This window comes from Victivallis lenta (assembly GCF_009695545.1).
Lineage (GTDB): Bacteria > Verrucomicrobiota > Lentisphaeria > Victivallales > Victivallaceae > Victivallis > Victivallis lenta.
In genome coordinates, this window is the sequence record NZ_VUNS01000030.1 from 1 (window position 1) to 20,075 (window position 20,075).

The 20,075-nt window shown below is 50.2% G+C and carries 29 protein-coding genes and 3 pseudogenes; 21 read left to right on the forward strand and 11 right to left on the reverse strand.

The window, feature by feature from the left end:
• The first annotated feature begins 134 nt into the window (after positions 1-134).
• The 21 genes and pseudogenes from FYJ85_RS19105 (at position 135) to FYJ85_RS19215 (ending at position 12,797) form a co-directional block, all read left to right on the forward strand.
• Positions 135-497 carry a hypothetical protein gene (locus tag FYJ85_RS19105; RefSeq protein ID WP_154420283.1) on the forward strand — a complete coding sequence of 121 codons (363 nt, stop codon included), beginning with the start codon at positions 135-137 and terminating at the stop codon, positions 495-497.
• Between the two features lie 29 nt (positions 498-526).
• Positions 527-853, forward strand: coding sequence for a BAR domain-containing protein (locus tag FYJ85_RS19110; protein WP_154420285.1), 327 nt, complete (start codon positions 527-529; stop codon positions 851-853).
• 496 nt (positions 854-1,349) lie between these two features.
• Complete coding sequence (locus tag FYJ85_RS19115) at positions 1,350-1,589, forward strand: hypothetical protein (RefSeq protein ID WP_154420287.1); 240 nt, start codon at positions 1,350-1,352, stop codon at positions 1,587-1,589.
• Positions 1,590-1,638: 49 nt separating this feature from the next.
• On the forward strand, positions 1,639-1,845 hold the full coding sequence (locus FYJ85_RS19120) for a hypothetical protein (protein WP_154420289.1): 207 nt from the start codon (positions 1,639-1,641) through the stop codon (positions 1,843-1,845).
• Positions 1,846-2,290: 445 nt separating this feature from the next.
• Positions 2,291-2,494 (forward strand): hypothetical protein, encoded by a 204-nt coding sequence (locus tag FYJ85_RS19125; RefSeq protein ID WP_154420291.1) that lies wholly within the window; start codon positions 2,291-2,293, stop codon positions 2,492-2,494.
• A 53-nt stretch (positions 2,495-2,547) separates the two neighbouring features.
• Positions 2,548-2,844 carry a hypothetical protein gene (locus FYJ85_RS19130; RefSeq protein WP_154420293.1) on the forward strand — a complete coding sequence of 99 codons (297 nt, stop codon included), beginning with the start codon at positions 2,548-2,550 and terminating at the stop codon, positions 2,842-2,844.
• Positions 2,845-3,316: 472 nt separating this feature from the next.
• The gene (locus tag FYJ85_RS19135) at positions 3,317-4,213 is read left to right on the forward strand and encodes an amidoligase family protein (RefSeq protein ID WP_206213323.1); all 897 of its coding nucleotides are present in this window, start codon (positions 3,317-3,319) and stop codon (positions 4,211-4,213) included.
• A gap of 419 nt (positions 4,214-4,632) precedes the next feature.
• A complete protein-coding gene (locus FYJ85_RS19140) occupies positions 4,633-4,977 on the forward strand; it encodes a hypothetical protein (protein ID WP_154420297.1) in 345 nt (114 codons plus the stop codon).
• A gap of 116 nt (positions 4,978-5,093) precedes the next feature.
• The gene (locus tag FYJ85_RS19145; RefSeq protein ID WP_206213324.1) at positions 5,094-5,522 is read left to right on the forward strand and encodes a DUF3846 domain-containing protein; all 429 of its coding nucleotides are present in this window, start codon (positions 5,094-5,096) and stop codon (positions 5,520-5,522) included.
• A gap of 147 nt (positions 5,523-5,669) precedes the next feature.
• Positions 5,670-6,101 carry a gamma-glutamylcyclotransferase family protein gene (locus FYJ85_RS19150; RefSeq protein WP_206213325.1) on the forward strand — a complete coding sequence of 144 codons (432 nt, stop codon included), beginning with the start codon at positions 5,670-5,672 and terminating at the stop codon, positions 6,099-6,101.
• A complete protein-coding gene (locus tag FYJ85_RS19155; protein ID WP_206213326.1) occupies positions 6,098-6,466 on the forward strand; it encodes a gamma-glutamylcyclotransferase family protein in 369 nt (122 codons plus the stop codon). Before FYJ85_RS19150 ends, FYJ85_RS19155 begins: the two co-directional genes overlap by 4 nt.
• 3 nt (positions 6,467-6,469) lie before the next feature.
• A complete protein-coding gene (locus FYJ85_RS19160; RefSeq protein WP_154420305.1) occupies positions 6,470-6,679 on the forward strand; it encodes a hypothetical protein in 210 nt (69 codons plus the stop codon).
• A 5-nt stretch (positions 6,680-6,684) separates the two neighbouring features.
• On the forward strand, positions 6,685-6,858 hold the full coding sequence (locus FYJ85_RS19165) for a hypothetical protein (RefSeq protein WP_154420307.1): 174 nt from the start codon (positions 6,685-6,687) through the stop codon (positions 6,856-6,858).
• 28 nt (positions 6,859-6,886) lie between these two features.
• The gene (locus FYJ85_RS19170; RefSeq protein ID WP_154420309.1) at positions 6,887-7,249 is read left to right on the forward strand and encodes a hypothetical protein; all 363 of its coding nucleotides are present in this window, start codon (positions 6,887-6,889) and stop codon (positions 7,247-7,249) included.
• Positions 7,250-7,364: 115 nt separating this feature from the next.
• The gene (locus FYJ85_RS19175) at positions 7,365-7,829 is read left to right on the forward strand and encodes a hypothetical protein (RefSeq protein WP_206213327.1); all 465 of its coding nucleotides are present in this window, start codon (positions 7,365-7,367) and stop codon (positions 7,827-7,829) included.
• A gap of 257 nt (positions 7,830-8,086) precedes the next feature.
• Positions 8,087-8,179 (forward strand): annotated as a pseudogene (locus FYJ85_RS24240) (cysteine-rich KTR domain-containing protein); the annotation flags it as partial.
• Positions 8,180-9,169, forward strand: a complete 990-nt coding sequence (gene rlmN / locus FYJ85_RS19190; RefSeq protein WP_004607971.1) for a 23S rRNA (adenine(2503)-C(2))-methyltransferase RlmN — start codon at positions 8,180-8,182, stop codon at positions 9,167-9,169.
• A gap of 536 nt (positions 9,170-9,705) precedes the next feature.
• Positions 9,706-10,137: an RNA polymerase sigma factor gene (locus tag FYJ85_RS19195; protein ID WP_009255547.1), complete on the forward strand. Its 432-nt coding sequence runs from the start codon at positions 9,706-9,708 to the stop codon at positions 10,135-10,137.
• Entirely contained in the window at positions 10,118-10,378 is a 261-nt protein-coding gene (locus FYJ85_RS19200) for a helix-turn-helix domain-containing protein (protein ID WP_002590583.1), read from the forward strand. Before FYJ85_RS19195 ends, FYJ85_RS19200 begins: the two co-directional genes overlap by 20 nt.
• A gap of 414 nt (positions 10,379-10,792) precedes the next feature.
• Complete coding sequence (locus tag FYJ85_RS19210; protein WP_004607973.1) at positions 10,793-11,020, forward strand: transposon-encoded TnpW family protein; 228 nt, start codon at positions 10,793-10,795, stop codon at positions 11,018-11,020.
• Between the two features lie 100 nt (positions 11,021-11,120).
• The gene (locus FYJ85_RS19215) at positions 11,121-12,797 is read left to right on the forward strand and encodes a recombinase family protein (RefSeq protein WP_002569190.1); all 1,677 of its coding nucleotides are present in this window, start codon (positions 11,121-11,123) and stop codon (positions 12,795-12,797) included.
• Between the two features lie 63 nt (positions 12,798-12,860).
• On the opposite strand, the pseudogene FYJ85_RS19220 reads toward FYJ85_RS19215, so the two are convergent.
• From FYJ85_RS19220 to FYJ85_RS19270, 11 genes and pseudogenes are all read right to left on the reverse strand, one after another.
• Positions 12,861-13,046: pseudogene (locus FYJ85_RS19220) on the reverse strand (recombinase family protein); the annotation flags it as partial.
• Positions 13,047-13,157: 111 nt separating this feature from the next.
• Positions 13,158-13,346 carry a transposon-encoded TnpW family protein gene (locus FYJ85_RS19225; RefSeq protein ID WP_000427739.1) on the reverse strand — a complete coding sequence of 63 codons (189 nt, stop codon included), beginning with the start codon at positions 13,344-13,346 and terminating at the stop codon, positions 13,158-13,160.
• A 14-nt stretch (positions 13,347-13,360) separates the two neighbouring features.
• Positions 13,361-14,200: an ATP-binding protein gene (locus FYJ85_RS19230; RefSeq protein ID WP_000200031.1), complete on the reverse strand. Its 840-nt coding sequence runs from the start codon at positions 14,198-14,200 to the stop codon at positions 13,361-13,363.
• On the reverse strand, positions 14,197-14,991 hold the full coding sequence (locus FYJ85_RS19235) for a replication initiator protein A (protein WP_001205019.1): 795 nt from the start codon (positions 14,989-14,991) through the stop codon (positions 14,197-14,199). Before FYJ85_RS19235 ends, FYJ85_RS19230 begins: the two co-directional genes overlap by 4 nt.
• Before the next feature lie 72 nt (positions 14,992-15,063).
• A complete protein-coding gene (locus FYJ85_RS19240) occupies positions 15,064-15,450 on the reverse strand; it encodes a cysteine-rich VLP domain-containing protein (protein ID WP_000998386.1) in 387 nt (128 codons plus the stop codon).
• On the reverse strand, positions 15,440-17,107 hold the full coding sequence (locus tag FYJ85_RS19245; protein WP_009249723.1) for a relaxase/mobilization nuclease domain-containing protein: 1,668 nt from the start codon (positions 17,105-17,107) through the stop codon (positions 15,440-15,442). The genes FYJ85_RS19240 and FYJ85_RS19245 overlap by 11 nt, the downstream gene beginning before the upstream one ends.
• On the reverse strand, positions 17,079-17,477 hold the full coding sequence (locus FYJ85_RS19250; RefSeq protein ID WP_001126628.1) for a plasmid mobilization protein: 399 nt from the start codon (positions 17,475-17,477) through the stop codon (positions 17,079-17,081). Before FYJ85_RS19250 ends, FYJ85_RS19245 begins: the two co-directional genes overlap by 29 nt.
• 646 nt (positions 17,478-18,123) lie before the next feature.
• Positions 18,124-18,315, reverse strand: a complete 192-nt coding sequence (locus FYJ85_RS23890; protein ID WP_000841357.1) for a hypothetical protein — start codon at positions 18,313-18,315, stop codon at positions 18,124-18,126.
• A 131-nt stretch (positions 18,316-18,446) separates the two neighbouring features.
• Positions 18,447-18,644, reverse strand: a complete 198-nt coding sequence (locus tag FYJ85_RS19260) for a helix-turn-helix domain-containing protein (protein WP_001909500.1) — start codon at positions 18,642-18,644, stop codon at positions 18,447-18,449.
• Positions 18,637-19,059 (reverse strand): annotated as a pseudogene (locus FYJ85_RS24485) (sigma-70 family RNA polymerase sigma factor). Before FYJ85_RS24485 ends, FYJ85_RS19260 begins: the two are co-directional and overlap by 8 nt.
• 170 nt (positions 19,060-19,229) lie before the next feature.
• The gene (locus FYJ85_RS19270) at positions 19,230-19,997 is read right to left on the reverse strand and encodes a class I SAM-dependent methyltransferase (RefSeq protein WP_000456787.1); all 768 of its coding nucleotides are present in this window, start codon (positions 19,995-19,997) and stop codon (positions 19,230-19,232) included.
• Positions 19,998-20,075 lie beyond the last annotated feature (78 nt).

Below are 20,075 nucleotides of genomic sequence, written 5' to 3' on the forward strand. Positions count from 1 at the left end.
TTCGCTTTTTAGGACAGCTGATTTACAACAAAGGGGGGCTACTTTTGAGAATTGGTGTGAAATAGATGAAAATGAGGGGGCGTAATCAGAAAATTACGCCATTTTGAAAATTGTTAGGACAGGTGTGGTGAAAAGTGAAAATCGTATCCCTTGTGTCCATGACGTTTGCAGCCGTGCTTCTCCTGACCGGATGCGGTCACAACGCCATTCAGTATGGGGACGGCATCGGCTTTGACGTCGGAATCAATCCCAACAACTACATGCTGTCCTTGAACCTGCGGTATGGCAAAATCCTTTCCGCCGTTGTCCGTGACAATGTCGAATTGGAGCTTTCCGGCAAAGCCGATGCCAATGGGATGAGTGGAGACCCAAACACCGCCGGGGCAAGTTCCGATGGCAATCTCAAGATCCAAATCGGCCGTCAGATCAACGGTGCAACTGTCGATCTGGTGAAGGCCGGAGCCGATTCCGAAAAAATCATAGAAAACCTGAAATAGCTTCAAACACTCTGAAAGGAAACCTCATCATGACGAAAAAACAGAAAATCACTGCTGTCCTCGCTCTTGCATTCGCCTTCAGTCTCAGCATGGCGGTCATGTGCGGATGCTCCTGTTTCACTCAGGAGCAGGTCGCCGAAATCCACAAAACGGTCGGGACCATTCTGGATATCGCCTACACCTCCGGCGGCGCTGTTCTTGTCGAACAGAAGATCGACCAGCTCGTCGCCGACGGCAAGATCACACCTCAACAGGGAGAAATGCTCAAGGAAGCCTCCCGGCGTTCTTACGAGGCTCTGCAGGCAAAACTTGCGGAGCTTTCAGTCAAAGACGTGGCCGTCGAAGTTTCCGAGTAAAAATGAAGCCCGGCTGGGAGCTAGCTTTCCGGCCGGGCTTTTCGTTTCAGCAGAAATGGACAATACCCCACGCCGTTATTCGCGCACAAAAGCCTCTGTGGCGGCGAACAGTTTTTCTGACGATCAGGGGCATGCGACCCGGTCCCGCATTTGCGCAACATGCCCCGTAACTTTGCGAACAAAGGCGAATTTATGAGCGGGTCGATGCGAACAATGCCCCAATATTTTTTTTGCATAATTTCCCCGGATATCGCTCTGCCATACTTGCATAACTCTTTTTCCATGCTGTCAGGTGAAACTGTCATCACCCCCCGGCAGCATCACTTGTTTTTATTGCAAATGCAAATGCTTCAAAATCAACGAGATAACCCCATATTTATTATCGCTGTTTCTTTCACAAACTACTGGCTATCAACGAATACCATGGCATTGTATACACTGTGGGCGGGGCGGTAAGGACACCGCACCGACAGAAGACAACCGAAAGGGAACAGAAATGAACAACAGACTCGAAACCGCAGTCAAGGCCAATGCCGCCGAGGCGCGCCTGACGAAACAGAAGGTTCTGAAAGAACTGAAGCAACAGATGGAGGGACTGATTCAGCAGATCGAAAATGACAACCTGTGGATCAGCGACCTGAAAGAGCTCCACAATCAGGTCGCCGAGGCAGTCGCCCAGGTCACCGCCGCCGATGAAAAAATCAAAACGGAAGAACTTTTCAAGGCGTTCCAATAATCAACGTGAGGCGGTCGAAAGGCCGCCCCAAAAAACAAGGTGATGCAAAATGACTCCCGAAGAAAAACAGTCCGGAATTCCCTGTGTTCTGATTGGAACCGATGGAAACATCTATACGCTCTTAGGGCGCGCCCGGCAAGCTCTGAGAAGAGGCGGTCGACCGGATCTGGTCGAACCAATGACCAAAGAGGTTCTTGCAAGCAAATCCTACGAGGAGGCCATTGGACATATTTGCGAATATGTCGAGGCTGAATAAAGGAATTCTGCGAAAGCCGCCCGCACACGGAGCGGCTTTTTTCGCATAGTTTGCCCCTTGTCGCGCCGATCAGGTTAAGTATGCCTCCAGCGGGGTTCGGGGCCGACCGCATAATCGCAACACGAGCCGTTTCCGGCCAAACAACGGCGTTTTACATATCCGAATCCGGAGAGCTCTGCCCCTATATTTTTTCCTCAGATTTCCGGATTATTATCTCGATTTTCACTTGCTTTGCCCCTTATCCATGCTGCCGGGCAAGAGCAGCATCCTTTGTTTTTATAGCAAATGCAAATGCCTCAAAATCAGCGAAATAAACCCATATTTATTATCGATATTTCAGCGCAACTCATTGGCTATCAACAAAATCCATGGCATTGTATGCATTGTGAACGGGAGCGACGACGACACCGCCAGAAAAACAAAAAAGCCAACAACGGAGGCCAAAATGATTCTCACCATGAAAGCAGAACGGGAAGGATACGCCCCGGACCAAATCGCCAGAACCATGACCGTAGGAGAGCTGATTGAGTTCCTCAACAATTTCGACGAGGATGAAAAGATCTACCTCAGCCATGACAACGGCTACACCTACGGCGGAATTACCGCCTACCGGTTCGAAGAAATCGATGAGGAAGCTGAAAAAGAATAACCAACAACCCACCCGAGCGGTCGAAAGGCCGCTCGGAACCAACGGAGAAAAAAATGAAAATCTGCGAAATTTGCAAAAAAACAATTTCCGAAGACGAGGTGTTCGGGGTCGACAAACACGAAAGCGTCTGCTTCGAATGCGCCGAGGCAGAGGCTTTGAAAGCGAAAGAGGAAAAGCGCGAAATTCAAATCACGCATGGAGAATTCGCGGAAGCCTGGAGCCTCTGCCAATGGTGCGACAGCCTTTTCCCGGAAAGCGAACTTCAGGAGGAGCGCGACCTCGGATACCTCTGCGGACACTGCATTTCCGCCATCAGTTCCCGGGGCGAGGAAGTATGGCTGAAAAATTAACCGGGATCTTCCGAAAGCCGCCCGCGCACAGGGCGGCTTTCTTCGCATAGTTTGCCCCTTGTCGCGCCGGTCAGGTTAAGTATGCCTCCAGCGGGGTTCGGGGCCGACCGCATAATCGCAACATGAGCCGTTTCCGGCCAAACAACGGCGTTTTTCATGTCCGAGTCCGGAGAGCTCTGCCCTTATATTTTTTACGCAGATTTCCGGATTGTTATCTCGATTTTCACTTGCATTGAACCTTATCCATGCTGCCGAGGAAAAAAGCCCTTATCCCCGGCAGCATTCATTGTTTTTTATGCAAATGCAAATGCTTCAAAATCAATGAAATAAACCCATATTTATTATCGCTGTTTCTTTCGCAAATTACTGGCTATCAACGTATTTCATGGCATTGTATGCACTGTAGACGGGGGCGATGGGAACACCGCCCGAAACCCGGAACCGGTCAACAGGCAAAACAACGGAGGCCAAAATGACCAACACGATTCAGACGGCGAAGGAACTTACCTTCGGGACGGAACTCGAGTACACGAACATCAGCCGCGAACGGGCGGTGAAAGCGATCCACAGCGTGGTCGGCGGAACGATCCGCTACACCGGAGGCGGATACGACGAATGGACGGTGGTCGCACCGGACGGACGCCACTGGAAAGCGGTCAGCGACGGAAGCCTCGGAAGCCGTTCCACAAGCGCCGAGGTGGTGACCCCGATCCTCAAATGGGACGACATGGACACCCTTCAGGCGGTGGTTCGCGAGCTCCGCAAAGCCGGAGCGAAAACTCCGGAATGCACCAGCCAGCACGTCCACATCGGAGTCCGCGATTTCAACGCCCGGCAGATCGCGAACTTCGCGCGGATTTTCTACAAGCAGGAAGAGCTTCTCCTCAAGGCGGCCGGAACGCTTCAGCGGCGAATCGACAGCTACACACGGCGCACCGACCGCGAATTCATCGCCCGGCTGGAAAAAGCCAAGCCCACCACGCGGGAGGAGCTCAACAAGGCATGGTTCGGATATTCAAATCCGAATCCCGCTCACTACGATTCCATGCGCTACCATGCGATCAACCTGAACAACGTATGGCGGACCGGGACGGTCGAGGTACGCGCGTTTAATGGGACTACCCATGCCGGAGAGGTCAAAAGTCACATTGTCCTCTGCCTCGCCATCGCCGCCCTCGCCAAAAACGCAAAGTGCGCGAGCACGAAAAACCAGCGTCCCTTCTGCGCCGAAAGCGCGAAGTACGACATGCGGGTTTTCCTCCTCCGCCTCGGACTGATCGGCGAGGAATTCAAAAACGTCCGTATGCACCTCCTCAAGCACCTGCCGGGGAACACGGCATGGAAGCACGGCAGACCGGAAGGACGGTAAAGCAAAACACGGACCGGGGAAACCCGGTCCGATAAAAAGGTAGCATAGCTTGCAGAAGATGCAAGCGGTTCTTTGAAAATAAAAACGGAATAATTTCCGAGATTTCCGCACAGCTTGACTTGACTCGTTATGCAAGTCGGAAATCGGAAAGAAAGCAGAATTATAACTGCGGTTTTGACCGGAGCATGACTTGACTTGTTATGCAAGTCTCCGTTGAGGTCAAATCCGGCAAAATCGCAATTATTTTTTGACCCCTCGGCACCCGGAGTCCATAAAAAAATATGCCACGTGTCGCAAAGTTTGGGGGCAACGTTCGATTTTAAGAGTCGACCCGAACCCCGCTGGAGGCAATAAAAACTGACTCGCGCCACAAAGCCGCAACTTCGCGAATGTCGGCGCACAAAAAAGGAGGGCAAACTATGAAAATCCGCATTTACGAAACAGACTTCGAAGGCAATCCCGTCGAATGCACCGGTGACTTTTTTTCCGGAGCAACGGCTCTGGATATTGTCAATGCGATGAAAATGAACCCGTTTCAGGCAAGCCGGACTCCGCTGGAGTTCATGCGATGGATGCTTGCAAGTATCGGGCAGGAAAAGTTCGCCCTTCCTGACGATGAGGGAAAAGCTGCGCTTCTGTTTCTCCAGCGTCTTACAACCCTGGGATACGCCACATTTGTAATTGACGCGGATGAGGTTGATCTTGAGCATCCCATTCCGCCGATGCAGGGAAATCCGAAAAAGCAAGTATTACCAGCAAGATAATCCGTTAATATATATCTGATTATTAAGCTGTTGCGACTGGCTATAACGGCAATCCATGGCATTGTATGCCACACGAACGGAGCATGGGGCTTCGGTCGGAAATCGGAGAGTTTTTTATGAGAGCAATTTTCATCAACGCCGTCGACCAAAAGGTCGAAGAAATCCAAATCGAAAACGAGCTTCACGCATTTTATGAGCGCATCGGATGCGACATGATCCAGTGCATCGATGTCGGGGAGAGTCACCTGCTGGTCTGTGACGAGGAAGGCCGCCTCCGGAACTGGAAGGTCGGATTCCGGTGGCCCGGATCCGAAGGAATCGCCGGGAATGCTCTGCTGGTCTGTGTGGACAAGAACGACGACTTCACCGATGCAAAAGCTCCAAGAATTCTGATCGAACGGAACATCAAATTCCTCGACCTGGAAAAGACGCCGCTCCCGCCGCCCGCCTTCGGATGCGCTTTTATCCCGGATTTAACTCCGGAAAGCATTGAGGCGGCAAGGGCGGAAGCCATGCACGATCTCTTACGCAAACGCGGGTGCTGAGCATCGGAAAGCCGGGGGCTTCCGCTCCCGGCGGTTTTCACTGGAAAATATCACTTTCTTTCGGGAAAAAATCGTAGAATGAACTGGATATTCCGAAAAGCCATGCAAATATACGCTCATGGAAAAAATCGCAGGAAAGGAACTGAAATGAAGGGGTTATACGCATATTTCGCATACGGAAGCAACCTGCTGCCGGAGAGGTTGTTTCAGCGTTGCCCGACGGCGGTTCCATATGCTCCGGCGATTCTGCCGAACTACCGTCTGACCGAACGGCTTTATGCCGATGTCGACTATGCACCGGGAGAACAGGTTCACGGGTTTGTATATCTTCTCCGGGCGCATGACGTGGCGCGTCTTGACCGCTACGAGGGATATCCGCAGATTTACCTCCGTTACACCGTGGATGTGATCCTCGACGACGGGACGGAACTGCCCGCGCTGATTTACGAAATGACTCCGAAAACCAAGGAAATCCGCAACGGATTACCCTATCCGGAAGAGTATCGGAAGATCTGTCGCGAGGGGGCGAATCTTCACAGAATCAAAAATCATTTTATCAGAAAATGGAGGCGCAAATGAAAAAAGAAACTGTCCTGATCGCCGCATACGGCACTCTCCGTTCCGGCGAACGGAATGAACGTTTCTGCCGGAATGCCATTTCCTGCAGAAGCGCAACGATTTCTGGGACGCTCTATGACACGGGCTGGGGATTCCCGGCATTTGTCCCGAAAGGAAAAACAAAGGTCTCTGTCGAGCTGATTGAGATCCCGATCCGGGACTGGGAAAATGTTGACCGTCTGGAGGGATATCCCCGCCTCTACGATCGTGTTCTGACGGATTTCCGCCTGCCGGACGGTTCGACTGTTCAGGCATGGATCTACACCATGAACCATCTTCCGGAGCAGGCAAAAGTCATCCCCTCCGGCGACTGGAAAGCGAGGTGAACCATGGAAAAGACTGTCCTTGTTGAACTGACCTCAAAGCAGATCAAGCTGGCTGAAGGAATCGTACTGATGTGTTTGTTCGGAAGCCTCGCCGCCGGGCTGGGGCTGATGTATCTCTGGCTAACGCTGGGGATCGTGATGTTCATCCTCGCCGGGATCGCGCTCGTCGGCTTCATGGTCGTCCGCGTCTGGCGCTGGTGGATGCACGGGTGAGCATCATGTGTGAACACTGCATAGACTGCTTCTTCCGGGATGAGGACGGCGACCGGGAACAGTGCATTTTCGATCTCGAAAATCCGGTCGAGATCAACTACTCCGATCCGGCCTGTCAGCACTTCGAGCTGAGCGAATCGGCGGCCGCAGAACGGCGCAAGGCTCCCGGCGAACTGTAAGCGAACACTTTATTTGGAGGAGACGCAAATGAAAGAGAAAACAATCTGGCATCCCGCCTCGGAATTTCCTGAGAGCGGCGCGTATGTTCTGGTCGTGTACAACGGCCGCCTTCGGGAGCAGACCGTAAATCAGAAAATCATGGCGGACTTCTTCGAGACCAGCCACGGCGATCACGCAATGGCGGTCGGATATTTCCATCCGACTTGGGGCGCGGCGCTCGACAGGCGGACCCATATACCCGGCGTGAAATATCCGAAACGGACACCGCAGACAAATGCGGCAATTGTGGATCTGATAGGCAGTCCTGTTGATTTATGGCAGGGCGTGAAATGCTGGGCCTACGGGAAAGACATCTATGCCCTGATCCCGAAGCCGGAAGGTTTTCATTGAAGCACCATTGTTGAAAATTACGTTGAAAAATACCATCTTCTCAAATTGAATTTTACCGTTTGGAGCAGTATATTATCGTGGGTTTGTGTATCGTGTTCCCCTTTGGGGAAGGTGCGTGAACCGGAATAATCTGGTGCAGACAATGAAATTCGTTCTCAAACAATACAATACGGAGTTGATCTCCTTCGACCTGCGGTCGGAGGGGCTGGACGGCTTTGTCTGTATGATCCTGAAAAAATCGAAGAAAAACCGCCGTTTGTTTCCGCTGGGGCTCGAAGTCACCGACCGGGGCCTGCTGGAGTGGCTGAAGTCCCGTGTTATTCCTCGCAACCGCGAGTTCGTGGATAAGATACTCTCCGTCTATGGACTGGACCACAACAACATCCTCGGCATCGTCAAACTCTGCATGGGGCTCTCCGTCAACGACAGTTACTGGATCGTTCCGGAGGGGTTCGAGGGGAAATTTGCGAACTACAACCTCTTTGAGAACGGCTTCGACGAGGCTCTGTCGCTGATCGCCGGGTTCGGCAGTGTGCGTCCGAAGAAAGGCCTAATGTTTTTTTGCGGAACAAGGAATTAGCATGAAAAAATCTTCAAATTTGAGGACAATGACCCCCCTTCGATCAATCTATGCAATTGATCTTTTTTGCGGGGCTGGGGGATTGACTCGCGGTCTATTTGCTAATGTGCGATAAAGAAGTAATAGAAGTGTAAAAAATTTTGCCGTTCCTATCCGGCACTTAGGGCTGTGTCGGATAGGTCAGGCGTTAGGCTTCCGGCAAGTCTATCTTGCCGACAAAGCTGTAATAAATCTCAATGTCCTGCCTGCGGGTGCCGTTCTGCCCTAAATGTAAATTAACACATATCATTGATGTTGAAAAATTAGAAATCATAATCAAAAACTCTGAAAAACAAAAGGAAGGATATTAAATGAAACACTTACCTAAAAGTACACTTACGGAAATATTGAATGACCCATACGGATTTACTTACAAAGAAATGTCGGAAGTAATTGGAGAGGATAAAGCAAGAGCCTTATATGCGGAATTGTATAAACAGCCATTTCACAAAAAAAATCTATCAATATCAACAAAAAAAGTCTATAAAAGTAGCGATACTGAAAAGTATGTTTATGAATTGAAAGACAACAGGTATATCGAAACGGTTTTTATTAAACGGCGAGATGGTGGGACTGTTTGCGTAAGTACGCAAGTTGGTTGTTCTGTTGGCTGTATTTTTTGTGAGTCCGGACGCAATGGTTTCGTTCGTAATCTAACACCATCTGAAATTGTGCAACAGGTCATATTGATACGTCAAAAAGTAAATCGTATCGTTTTTATGGGAATGGGAGAACCTTTATTCAATTACGACAACTTGATTGCAGCAATCCATATTCTTCGAGATAGAAATGGACTTAACTTTCCAACCGACGGCATTACCGTATCAACAGTTGGTCCAGTTAATCAATTAAAAAAATTGCGCGAAGAACATCTAAAAATTCAGTTGACAATATCTTTACATGCAGCAACACAGGCTGCGAGAAACTGCATCATTCCTCATATGCACATGTACGCTATTGAAGATGTTGTTAAGCAAGCATTGTCCTATTCACAAAGGCATAATCGAAAAGTGGTATTTGCGTATTTGCTTTTACCAGGTATAAATGACCGTTCCTCAGATATAAGGCAACTTGCAAAATGGTTTAAGGGCAAAAATGTTATGATTAACGTGCTGCAATACAACCCGACGAGTAATTCAAAAATTAGAGCACCACAAAAACAAGAAATGGTTGCGTTCAAACATCAATTAGAGCAAACAGGACTTGAAGTTACCATGAGAGTTTCTCATGGTAGAGAGATTAAAGCAGCTTGTGGACAGTTAGCTAATACATATAATAAAGCCAAAAAACAACAAAAATAATTTAATTAAAAGAGCCAGACGCACAGACGCAGAGCCGATAATATGCAGTTTGAAATACTGCTGTTATCGGCTCTTTTTTGATTTAATTTGTGCCCCCAATAACCATATTGGAGCAAAATCAGAACTGTTGCTTGTCGTTCTTTGATTTCCGCAGCAGCTTTGAAAAACCAAAGCCGCCGTTTCTTTTTATCTTCTAATGAAATGACGCGGTATCACTGTTAAAAGCGGCGGCTAAAAGGAGGTAGCCGCCATGAAGCACATACCATATCGACAAAATCCGACGGTCATTGACACATCAAAAAAAGCCCGACCACCGCCGGGGAAAACTACGTCTATCAATATGAACTGTCTAATCATCTGAATACCGCTTACAATACCTATACGTCTGTCCGGGCTTTTCGGACAGGCGTATTTTGCTGCTCAAAAAATTTTTTGAAAAAAATCCGAAAATCTTCGGCGTTTTTTTCAAAAGGCAGTATTGCCCCGCGAAAAGGGGGAAGCACCACCAACTTTCCAACGAGAAAGGGGGTGAGAATGTGGAACCTAATCGCAGGGAGTTTATAAAACAGTGCGCTTTCCAGAAGTTTTGTAATACGGTACTGCACAATGAAGCGTGTGACGCTCACAAAGAGCTGCACAGGCATAAGGCAAGGGAGATTACCTTTTCCGACTTGACCTTAGAAGAAGCGCGGCAGCTTCATACCTTTGATGAATATTTCAAAGGGGAAATCGCCTTTGAAAGAGCCGGGAAGAAAATCACGCCGAAGCTGCTTCTTGAAGCAATCCGTACTTTGCCGGAAGAAAAGCGCAAAGCCGTACTCCTGTACTATTTCGAGGGAATGAACGACACCGAGATTGCGGAGCTGTTCGATACGTCGAGAAGCACGATACAGTACAGGCGGACAAGCTCTTTTGAGCTGCTAAAAAAATATCTGGAGGAAAATGCTGATGAATGGGACGAATGGTAACGAACCCGGCTACCCGGAAAAAGCCCTTGTTCCCTATCCTGTCATTTTGGCAGCGACAAAGGGCGACCCGGACGCTATGAAGATTGTCTTGCAGCATTTCAGCGGCTACATAGCCCGCCTCTCCATGCGGAAGCTGTACGACGAGCGCGGGAACGTCTATTTTGGCGTAGACCACGACATTCGGGAACGGCTGCAAGCAAAACTGATGATGGCTGTCCTCACCTTTAAGGCAGAGGAATAAACCGCAGCGGCGGGACGCTTTCTCTCTCCCCCTTTTCCGTTCCGCTGCTGACGCGGCAGCAAAGCCATTCTGAACCTTGACAAAGAAAGCGGCGCAAGATAACGGCGGCGCAGCATAGGGCAAATCGGATACGTTCCTTTTGCGCCGAGCCATACGGTGGGTGCGCCATGACGCTATCCGGGTGAGGTTATCCCCGCCCGGACAGCCGAGCGACCAACACCGCGCCGGAAAGCAAGTGTAGCGGCTTGCGGGCGACGACACGCAAAATATACAATGATACTTCCTTACAGCCACAGTCCGAGCGTTAAGAGCGTCGCAGGCAATGGGTAGGGCTGCATGAGAACCATGCCGGGGTGAAATTCCCATGAGGTTATGCTAATAACCGTCCGATTAAAGCCTTTGTTTTCTTGAATAGTGGACTTGCTGCTATTCATAGACTGTATTATATGTTTGCGAAAGAAAGGGGGATTTTCTTTGACGCAAAACCAGACGCCCGTTACCACAACGGAGCATAAAATCGGAAAAGTTACTTACCTTGTATGTTCGTCCGCAAGTGAACGCGCAACGGACACACTGGATAAAAAGATAAAGAAGCTCATTCGCAAGGACATGGAGCTGAACCCCGCAAACGCCCGGAAATAGGGCGTTTCTTCACATTTTATACATGACACAGGCAGCGGTATGTGGTATAATATAGACAGTACAAATACCATGCTTGTCTGTCGTCGGAAAGGAGGACAAAATGTTACAGACAGACAAGATTACCGCTTTATATTGCAGATTGAGCCAGGAAGATATGCAAGCCGGGGAAAGCGAAAGCATACAGAACCAAAAACTGATTTTACAAAAGTATGCTGACGAACACCACTTTTTCAACACACGCTTTTTTGTAGACGACGGATTTTCCGGCGTGAGCTTTGAGCGTGAGGGGCTTCAAGCCATGCTGCATGAGGTTGAAGCCGGGAACGTGGCGACCGTCATAACAAAAGACCTTTCCCGTCTGGGACGTAATTATCTGAAAACCGGCGAACTGATAGAGATTGTTTTCCCCGAATACGAAGTGCGCTACATTGCCATTAACGACGGTGTAGACACAGCGAGGGAAGATAACGAGTTTACCCCTCTGCGGAACTGGTTCAACGAGTTTTACGCCCGCGACACCTCAAAGAAAATCCGGGCTGTCAAACAGGCAAAGGCACAGAAAGGCGAGCGCGTCAACGGCGAAGCTCCTTACGGCTACCTTATCGACCCGGATAACCGCAATCATCTGATACCCGACCCGGAAACGGCACACGTCGTAAAACAGATTTTTGCAATGTATGTACGGGGCGACCGTATGTGTGAAATCCAGAACTGGCTGCGGGACAATGAGATATTGACCGTCGGGGAACTGCGCTACCGCAGGACAGGGAGCAAACGCCACCCCCGCCCACAGCTCAACGCATGGTACAACTGGCCGGATAAGACACTGTACGACATTCTGACAAGGAAAGAGTATTTAGGGCATACCATAACCGGGAAAACCTACAAGGTATCTTATAAGTCGAAAAAGACGAAAAAGAACCCGGAGGAAAAAAGGTATTTCTTCCCCAACACTCACGAACCTTTGATTGATGAAGAAACCTTTGAACTTGCACAGAAGCGGATTGCCACCCGGCAACGCCCGACAAAGGTTGATGAAATTGACCTGTTTTCCGGGCTGCTCTTTTGTGGGGACTGCGGCTACAAAATGTATGCAGTACGCGGAGCCGGGACGCTTGAACGGAAACACGCCTACACTTGCGGCAACTACCGCAACCGGGCAAGAAATGATATGCTCTGCACTACGCATTATATCCGCAAAAGCGTATTGAAAGAACTTGTCCTTGCAGACTTGCAGCGAGTAACGTCTTATGTGAAAGAGCATGAACAGGAGTTTATCGAAACCGCCAACGAGTGCAGCGCAAAGGCAGTACAAAAGACGCTGACACAGCAGCGGAAAGAACTTGACAAGGCGCAGAACCGTATTAACGAGCTGAACATCTTATTCCGCAAGCTCTACGAGGACAACGCTTTAGGGAAACTTTCAGATGAACAATTTGCTTTTCTGACTTCCGGCTATGATGAAGAAAAAAAGACGCTGACCCGGAGGATTGCGGAGCTGTCACAGGAAATCGACAACGCCACCGAGCGCAGCGCGGACGTAAAAAGGTTTGTCGCACTGGTACGCAGATACACAGCGATTGAAGAACTGACCTACGAAAACGTCCATGAATTTATTGACCGTATTCTTATTCACGAACTGGATAAGGAAACGAACACCCGCAAAATCGAAATCTTTTATAGCTTTGTCGGCAGAGTTGATACAGGCGACAAGCCTACTGAAAGTATCTCCTATTTCAGACAGATAGGAGCCGACGTAAAGAGTTATGCTATCTAACATACATCAAAAAGAGGTAAGATAACACCCTCTGCAAAAAAGGTATCGTTATCTTACCTCAACAAAGTTCGCACCTGAGTAGCCGTCGTCGGTGTACCAGCGCAGATTGGTAAAGCCGTTCTGCTTGGCGTAGGCTTCCAAAATCCGTTTCTGGTTGGAAATGGAATTGCTCTCGCCTTGCAATTCGTCCTCATGGGACAATCTCGGATAAAGGGCGGTAATGAGGTTTTGGGTGGCTTGTCTTAACATAAAATCCTCCGTTTCCGACAGCCAGCCCCACTATTCCGTGGTTTCATTGTACCACGGAACAGGGGCGGCTGTACAGCGGTAAAAGTGATAAATCTGCTTCTTTACAGCTTGTCAAATCGCCTTTTTTTGTGTAGCAGCGGCTTCCGCTTCCAGTACCCTCGCCATCTTGTCGGCGGCGGTGCTGGTGGTGTCTTTCTTGAAAAAGCCGGACACGACAAGAACGGTATTCCCCATGCGGATTTCCGTCACGCAGTCGGGGCGGCGGGTGGTACGGTGGTCGTGCTGCTTGATATTCTCCATAGGCAATACTCCTTTCATTCAGCCAGCAGTTTCTTCATGGTTTCCATTTTCCGCTTTGCGGTTTCCTGCCGGAAGTTGACGCCAGTAAAGCGTATCGGGACGCACATGGACAGCAGTCGGTCATAAATCCGGGAATGGGCCGTGTCTGTCGGCTTTTTCAACTCGTCCAGCGGGCGGTTGGTGGTGGCGATCAGCGGCTTGTTGCTGCGGTATCGGGTATCAATCACATGGAATACCTGTTCCAGTCCATAGTCGGTGCCACGCTCCATGCCGAAGTCGTCAATGATAAGCAGCGGATAGCGGCAAAGGCGGGAAATATACTCATTCCGGCCTGTAAAGCCGGGAGAGAGGTCGCCCAGGATAACGGCGAAGTTCGTCATATATACGGGGACTTCTTTCTCCATGAGGGCGTTTGCGATACAGCCCGCAAGGTAGCTTTTCCCGTTGCCGACGTTCCCCCAGAACAGGCAGCCGATGTTTTCGGCCTGCATTTCTTCCCAATGCTCCGCATACCGCCGGGCAATCCCGGTCTGCGGGTTTCTGCCGTTGTCGTTCTCGAATGTCCATTGCTGCATGGCTGAGTCGGCAAAAGCCCTCTGTTTCAGATTTTCCACGGCTTCCACATGGCGGCGGTGTTCCTCGGCGGCCTGCCGCTGCTCACGGGCGGCTCTCTGGCAGTCGCACTCTGCCGGGTGGCGGTCACGGCCAAACAGCTCCTTACCCTCCGGGAAGTAGGCTTCTTTCGGCGTATGGCACTTTCCGCAGTAAAGCAGTCCGTCCTCGCCGATATAGTCCTCCATCTCCGGGGCGGCGGTTGTCATGTTCTCCAAAATATCTTTGATTTCACTTGTCATAAGCTTTCTCCCTCCATACAGGTATAGTCGGGGATGCCCTGTTTTACGGCTCCCTTTTTGTCATTGGCCGCCCATCTGTGCAAGGCGGCGGCATAATTCTGGTAGGCTTTCCCGCTGGCGGCAAGGTAATGGCTCATTTCCTCAATCAGCCGTTCCAGCCTGTCCGGGTATTCTGCCTGTAACTCGTCATATTCGTCCTTTGACAGAAAAATATTCTCATATCGGCCATAAGCTGTGGGCGGCTCCCCACTCGCTCTCATTGTTTGGTTCTCTATTAAGTTGTTTATATTAGTTTTGTTAGGGGTCGGTTTTCCGACCATCATAGGGTCGGTTTTCCGACCGTCATAAGGTCGCTTTTCCGACTGTATGAGGGTCGCTTTTCCGGCCATCAGTTGGTCGGAAAACCGTACCACTGGGACAGGCGGCACTTTCACATAAAGCCGATTGGGTGCGGAGAAGCCCCGCCGTTCCCGTTCTAAAAGCCCGGCTGCGTCCAGTTCTTTCAAGGCTCCCTTGATGGCGGTACAACCCTTGTCCAGCATTTCCGCTATCTCCGCAACGGGGTAGACAATGAATATCCTGCCCTCGCCGTCCTGCCAGCCGTTCTTCTGTGACAGGGTGGAGCGGTCTAATAAAAGCGCATACAGCAGCTTGGCGGTCTGTGAAATCTCCATTTTCAGCAGGAAACGGGGGTATGGAAGATAGGCGGGCAGCGTGGTGTCTGCCCTGATATAATCAGCGATAGTATCACCTCCCTCTGTGTTGTGTCGTTTTTGGGCTTTGTCACGCATTAGGACGGCATTTCCGGGGGGAAAGGATAAATGTATCGCATACCCTTTGACACCCACGAAAAAAGCCTTGATTTATGCGGGTTTGAAAGGCTCTAAAGCGTGACATTTCTGCCTTTGTTTCCGCTTTCTCTCGGCGGCTTTGCGTTTCTTCATGCACCCGGCGCAGCCGGGGCAGTATTTCCCCCGGTTGGATTTGGGGACAAAGGCCGCCCCGCAGACCGCGCAGCGTTTCCGGCTCCCCCGGTACAAGAGGGCTGCGGCCAGCTCCCCGTCAAGGGGCAGGACAGCCACACGGAACCAGCGGCACATGAGGGAATAGGAAATGCTCTGGACGCACACGCAAGGCTCCCCGTCGTCTAACAGCAGGCAGTTCCCCTCGTCGTAGTTACAGCACTCATGCACAAGGCGGCGGGCTGCCTGGTGCTGGCGGTAGTCCATGCGGGACGGCTTATCGTTCATGGCTCTGCTCCTTTCTGCGGTGCGGCTCTTCCCGGCGCAAAATCTGGTCGATGTTCCGCTTGACGGTCTGCAACTCCCTGAACCGCTGCTTCTGTTCGTGATAGGTGTTGTACAGGCCGTCTTTCTCGGAGATAAGCTGCTCGATCTCGGCCTGCAACGCTTTTCGGCCGGGCAGCTTGGTAAGCCCCTGTGCCTTGAAATACCGGGCGGCGGCTTCGGCTATGATAAAATCGCTCTCGTTTGCCTGGCGGTATGCGGCGCGGGCTTTCTCGGATTTCTGCGCTTTCAGCCCCTCGCGGATGGGCTTGGTCTTGGCATAGGCAAGTACCTGTTGCCGCAACTCCCTTTTCCCTTGCAGCTTCGTTTCCAGTGCTTTCAGTTCGCCGCTGGTCTGGCGCATTTCCTGATAGGCGGTAGCAACGGCGGCTTCAAGCTGTTCCGGGGAAGAAAAGCCGTACTGTTGGTAGATGGTCAGGGTCTTGGCGGCCTGTTTCAGATTGTGTATCTTCGCCCATCGTTCATAGCCTTTGCCCTTGCCCTCGGCCATCTTCTGCTCAATGTCCACAAGCCGCTGCACACTGTCCTGTCTGGGGTCGATTTTCCCTGTCTTTTCGCCCTGTAAGCGGCCTTTCCCGGCGTGTAGGTATTCGGGTATGGCTGCGGTCTGTTCGGCGGCTCTGGCGGCTTGGTGCTGCGGGGTGTAGCGAACCGTTACGCCCCTCTGGGCGTTCTGCTCCAAAACGGCAAGGACGGCGGTGCGGTCAAAGTCGCCGCCCAGCTTCCGGGCGGTGATAGGCTTCGTCCTGTCTGGCGTGAGGTAGGACAGCCGCCCCCGGCTCTCCTTGACGGTCACACCCTCCCGCAACAGCAGAGAGGAAAACTCGTCAAAGCTGGCAGCGGTGGCAAGGGCTTTCCGTAGGGTCTGCCGCAGCTTCTCCTTGTTCGTTTCAAACTTGGTCTGCCGGGGCGTGATACCGCCTGCAATCATGGGGGCGTTCTGCTTGTCCAGTGCGGCCTGTCCCTTTTTCTGCGCCCAATATTCCCGGTCTGTGACACGGTTCTTGCTGCCGTTCAAGAGGTCGATTTGGTAAAGTCCTTCCCGGTGGCACATCTCCATGACCTCGGACTTGAAGTAGCGTAGGGCTGCGTCGGTGCAGCGGTGCTTGCACCCGGCTTTCGTGTCCGCTGGCCTGTCCATGTAGGGCAGGAACGGCACTTCCTCTATCCGCAGGCTGTTAATGACGATATGCACATGGATGTTGCCGCTGTGGTTATGCCCGTCCGGGTGGGTGCAGACAAGGGCCTGATGGCCGGGGAAATGCTCTTTACAGAATTGCTCCCCCAACGCCTGCGCCCGGTCTACGGTCAGGCCGTTGTCCGGCCCGTCCCGTGGGTCAAAGCTGATGATATAGTGGTGGCTTTTCACATCCTCCCGCCGCTGATTTTTCTCATAGCGGAGATTGGAGCGCATACACGCAACGGCAAAATCCTCGCCGCCGCAGTTCAGCGTGGACAAGCGATAATCCTCACGGGGGATAAGCCTGCCGTTTTCATCAAGGACGGGCTTCATAGTAAATTCGTCATGCTCAAAGAGCAGGTATTGTTCGGCGGCTCCGTAGTCGGCGTTCTTAGAGCCTAAATGCTTGAGTGTTGCCAACGGCGTCACCTACTTTCTTTAGGACTTCATACTTGAGGGCGGCAAGGTCGGCGGCCGCTTCCCGCAATTCCTTTGCCATAGCCGGGTAGGGGCTATGCCACTCGTTGAGGGTGCGGGCAATCTGGTTGAGATTGCCGCCAATCCTGCCGTACTCGGCTGTGAGCTTCCCGACAGCGGAGAGCAGCTCGTCATTGACTGACGACACATGGAGTACGGGGCGTATGGTAGTGCGCCGGATGGCCTGCCGGAGAAATTCGGACTGACTGATACCATAGGGCGCAAGCCGTTCTGTGAAGTCGGCGTATTCTTCATCGGTCAGCCGGGTTTTCACAACATGGCTGCGGTGGGGGGTGTTGTATCGCTTCGGCATGGGCTGTAAACCTCCTTTCACTTATCACAAAAAATGGGCTGGTCTGTTAGCTATTTTCGGGGCATTTCCTGTCTGCCGGACAGAAATATTTTTGCGGCGTAAGCCGCATAGCAGGGTTTGGGGAAGGCACTCCCCAACAAGTTTCCCGCGAGGGGCAAAACCGCAGAATTGCGGATTTTGGCACCGTGGTAGAAACTTGCTCTAAGTAAGCCGTAGATTTCCCCTTGCACTTACTACTCGTATAGCTGCCGCCTGTTTTGGCCGGATTTCTGCAAAAATCTTACGGCGTGGGGCGATTTTTACCCGCAGTTCTTTCTTTCCGCTAAAGATACATTTCAAAGGCCGCCAGCTACCCGCTTGCCGGGAATTTTCTCAAATTTTCCTTTGCCTTAGAAATACAGAAAATGCAGATTTGGCTACCGCCGCAGAAAATTTTTTGTTTCCGGCTTCACCTACCTACTACGGATGACTTTGCGATTTTGCCAAACGGATAAAGAAAAAAGCAGCAAATCTTTTTCAGACTTACTGCTTTCGCTGGCCGCCGATGGGCGGTGGATATTCAGTTTTGAAAGTTCAGGTCAGGTTGGCCCGATGATGGATAGCACAATAAATTCCTGTTTTCCCTTTAAGGCATTGTGCATTTTTTCTATTTCTCTTGATGATTATTTTTTTCATAATCAATCAATGTACCTATAACAATTCCAATCAACATTCCGATACCTGCACAAATAGAAATAGCAAAAAGATTTTGCAAAAACGCCCATGCCAACACACCTATGCAACCACCGACAATAAATCCTGTTAATAAGCCAATAGTTAAGTATTTATTACTTTTCATATTGCTATATCTCCCCTAAAAGTATATTTGTCGTTGGTTCTATTATACTATGACCTGCTTCCTTTAGGAATAGATGAATTGTAAACTGGCTGGAGTGAAACCGCTAATGACAGCCAGTGTTTGTTCTTTGTTTATCGGTCAAAGCGAAATTTGAACAGGGCGGCAATGAGCTGTTGCTTTATATGTTCCTCAACTTCGGCGTTGACTTTCCCGTGTACTTTGGAACAGTAGCGGATATATCCGGCATAGTGGGAAAGAATGGTGTCGATTGCGTCCGGGTCGCCCTCATGGGCTTTGACGATTGTTTCATAGGGGAGAAGTTTACTCATAGTCATTTCCCTCCATGAGCCGCCTTAACCGCTGCAAGGCAAGCCGGATATGCCGCCCCGCTGTGCTGCGTGTCCGGCCAATATGTACGCCGATCACTCGCTGCGGCTGGCGCAGGAAATAGTAACGAAAAATTTCTTCCTGCGTCTGCTCCGGCAAAAGGGCAAGGGCGGCGGCAAGCTCCGCATGATACAGAACGGCGGTCTGGCCGCAGGCGGTAAAAAGATATTCTTCAAGCTACTCCGGCTCGGCAAGCTGGACAAACTTTTCACTCATCAGATAATCAAGGGAAACTTCCCGTTCCCACCTCCGGCGCAGCTTCAAGATTTTATCTATGGCTGCGTGACGAATGACTACCTTGCAAAAGGCATTGAATGTGTACTGGATATGCACCTTGTAGGCTTCATCTTCGGTCATGGAAATTCCCCCTCTCTGAATAATAGTGCGGGGCGGCAGTACTCCTTGCTGTCGCCCCTTGATTGCCTACCAGCAAAGACGGGCGGGGCTGTCAACGACGGCGCGAAGCGGCGTTCATTTTATCGTTGACTGGCTCGGCTGGGTTTGCTATTTACCCGACAAACTTGAATTTATTTTAAGCTATCACGTTTTACCTTCTTAAGCCTTACTATCATTACCATAGGAATTTCTTTGTTGGTTTTGAAACATTCTTCATAAAATCCATCAATGACAAATCCAGCTCTAAAACAAAGGTTAAAAATATCTTGTATGGAACGATGATAATAAATCTGCTCTTTCGGTTGCCCTTCAATCGCTATATCATAGTAACTGTGCGGTGTCATATATTTTTCAGTCAACGTGACAAAACAAGGGTGTTGCGTTGCAAAGACAAAAATTCCGCTTTCCTGCAACAGTTCATAAACAGCCATAAGAAGTGGTTCAATGTCCGTAATATCCATAATTGCCATATTAGAAACTGCTTTCGTAAAGGCTCGATTTCTTTTTAATTCTAATATACTTTTTCTATCGGTCGCATCCGCCACACAAAATTCAATTTGTTTTGCATATTGTGATTGCCGTCTTTTAGCCAATTCTATCATTTTTTTGCTGTAATCAAAAGCGACAACCGAAGCACCTCTTTGTGCAAGATACGAAGAATAATTTCCATTGCCACACGCAATATCCAAAATGTAATCCGCAGGATTAGGAGATAGAAGTTCCGTTACTTTGGGGCGCACTACCTCTCTGTGAAATTCATTAGATTCGTCACCCATTGCATTATCCCAAAATTGTGCGTTCTCCTCCCAGATTTTTTTACTTTCCTCTGTTCCCATGTTCTCTCCCACTCCCAAAATTTGCTTTTTTGCTTCCATTAAATCTTCCTTACTATATTCCATTGTTACCCTCCATAACTTCTGATTGTTGTCGTCTTGACTATTATGTATCTTTTCTTTCCAAAATGGTATAGGCTTTTA

Excerpts from the sequence above, each read along its gene's own strand:
- FYJ85_RS23890 (WP_000841357.1), bottom strand. The coding sequence starts at position 18,315 with ATGAAAAGTAATAAATACTTAACTATTGGCTTATTAACAGGATTTATT.
- FYJ85_RS19165 (WP_154420307.1), top strand. The coding sequence starts at position 6,685 with ATGTGTGAACACTGCATAGACTGCTTCTTCCGGGATGAGGACGGCGAC.
- FYJ85_RS19110 (WP_154420285.1), top strand. The coding sequence starts at position 527 with ATGACGAAAAAACAGAAAATCACTGCTGTCCTCGCTCTTGCATTCGCC.
- FYJ85_RS19150 (WP_206213325.1), top strand. The coding sequence starts at position 5,670 with ATGAAGGGGTTATACGCATATTTCGCATACGGAAGCAACCTGCTGCCG.
- FYJ85_RS19130 (WP_154420293.1), top strand. The coding sequence starts at position 2,548 with ATGAAAATCTGCGAAATTTGCAAAAAAACAATTTCCGAAGACGAGGTG.
- FYJ85_RS19200 (WP_002590583.1), top strand. The coding sequence starts at position 10,118 with ATGAATGGGACGAATGGTAACGAACCCGGCTACCCGGAAAAAGCCCTT.
- FYJ85_RS19225 (WP_000427739.1), bottom strand. The coding sequence starts at position 13,346 with ATGGAGAATATCAAGCAGCACGACCACCGTACCACCCGCCGCCCCGAC.
- FYJ85_RS19140 (WP_154420297.1), top strand. The coding sequence starts at position 4,633 with ATGAAAATCCGCATTTACGAAACAGACTTCGAAGGCAATCCCGTCGAA.
- FYJ85_RS19145 (WP_206213324.1), top strand. The coding sequence starts at position 5,094 with ATGAGAGCAATTTTCATCAACGCCGTCGACCAAAAGGTCGAAGAAATC.
- FYJ85_RS19235 (WP_001205019.1), bottom strand. The coding sequence starts at position 14,991 with ATGCGTGACAAAGCCCAAAAACGACACAACACAGAGGGAGGTGATACT.
- FYJ85_RS19250 (WP_001126628.1), bottom strand. The coding sequence starts at position 17,477 with ATGCCGAAGCGATACAACACCCCCCACCGCAGCCATGTTGTGAAAACC.
- FYJ85_RS19125 (WP_154420291.1), top strand. The coding sequence starts at position 2,291 with ATGATTCTCACCATGAAAGCAGAACGGGAAGGATACGCCCCGGACCAA.
- FYJ85_RS19115 (WP_154420287.1), top strand. The coding sequence starts at position 1,350 with ATGAACAACAGACTCGAAACCGCAGTCAAGGCCAATGCCGCCGAGGCG.
- rlmN (WP_004607971.1), top strand. The coding sequence starts at position 8,180 with ATGAAACACTTACCTAAAAGTACACTTACGGAAATATTGAATGACCCA.
- FYJ85_RS19240 (WP_000998386.1), bottom strand. The coding sequence starts at position 15,450 with ATGAACGATAAGCCGTCCCGCATGGACTACCGCCAGCACCAGGCAGCC.
- FYJ85_RS19135 (WP_206213323.1), top strand. The coding sequence starts at position 3,317 with ATGACCAACACGATTCAGACGGCGAAGGAACTTACCTTCGGGACGGAA.
- FYJ85_RS19230 (WP_000200031.1), bottom strand. The coding sequence starts at position 14,200 with ATGACAAGTGAAATCAAAGATATTTTGGAGAACATGACAACCGCCGCC.
- FYJ85_RS19215 (WP_002569190.1), top strand. The coding sequence starts at position 11,121 with ATGTTACAGACAGACAAGATTACCGCTTTATATTGCAGATTGAGCCAG.
- FYJ85_RS19160 (WP_154420305.1), top strand. The coding sequence starts at position 6,470 with ATGGAAAAGACTGTCCTTGTTGAACTGACCTCAAAGCAGATCAAGCTG.
- FYJ85_RS19155 (WP_206213326.1), top strand. The coding sequence starts at position 6,098 with ATGAAAAAAGAAACTGTCCTGATCGCCGCATACGGCACTCTCCGTTCC.
- FYJ85_RS19120 (WP_154420289.1), top strand. The coding sequence starts at position 1,639 with ATGACTCCCGAAGAAAAACAGTCCGGAATTCCCTGTGTTCTGATTGGA.
- FYJ85_RS19260 (WP_001909500.1), bottom strand. The coding sequence starts at position 18,644 with ATGAGTAAACTTCTCCCCTATGAAACAATCGTCAAAGCCCATGAGGGC.
- FYJ85_RS19170 (WP_154420309.1), top strand. The coding sequence starts at position 6,887 with ATGAAAGAGAAAACAATCTGGCATCCCGCCTCGGAATTTCCTGAGAGC.
- FYJ85_RS19270 (WP_000456787.1), bottom strand. The coding sequence starts at position 19,997 with ATGGAATATAGTAAGGAAGATTTAATGGAAGCAAAAAAGCAAATTTTG.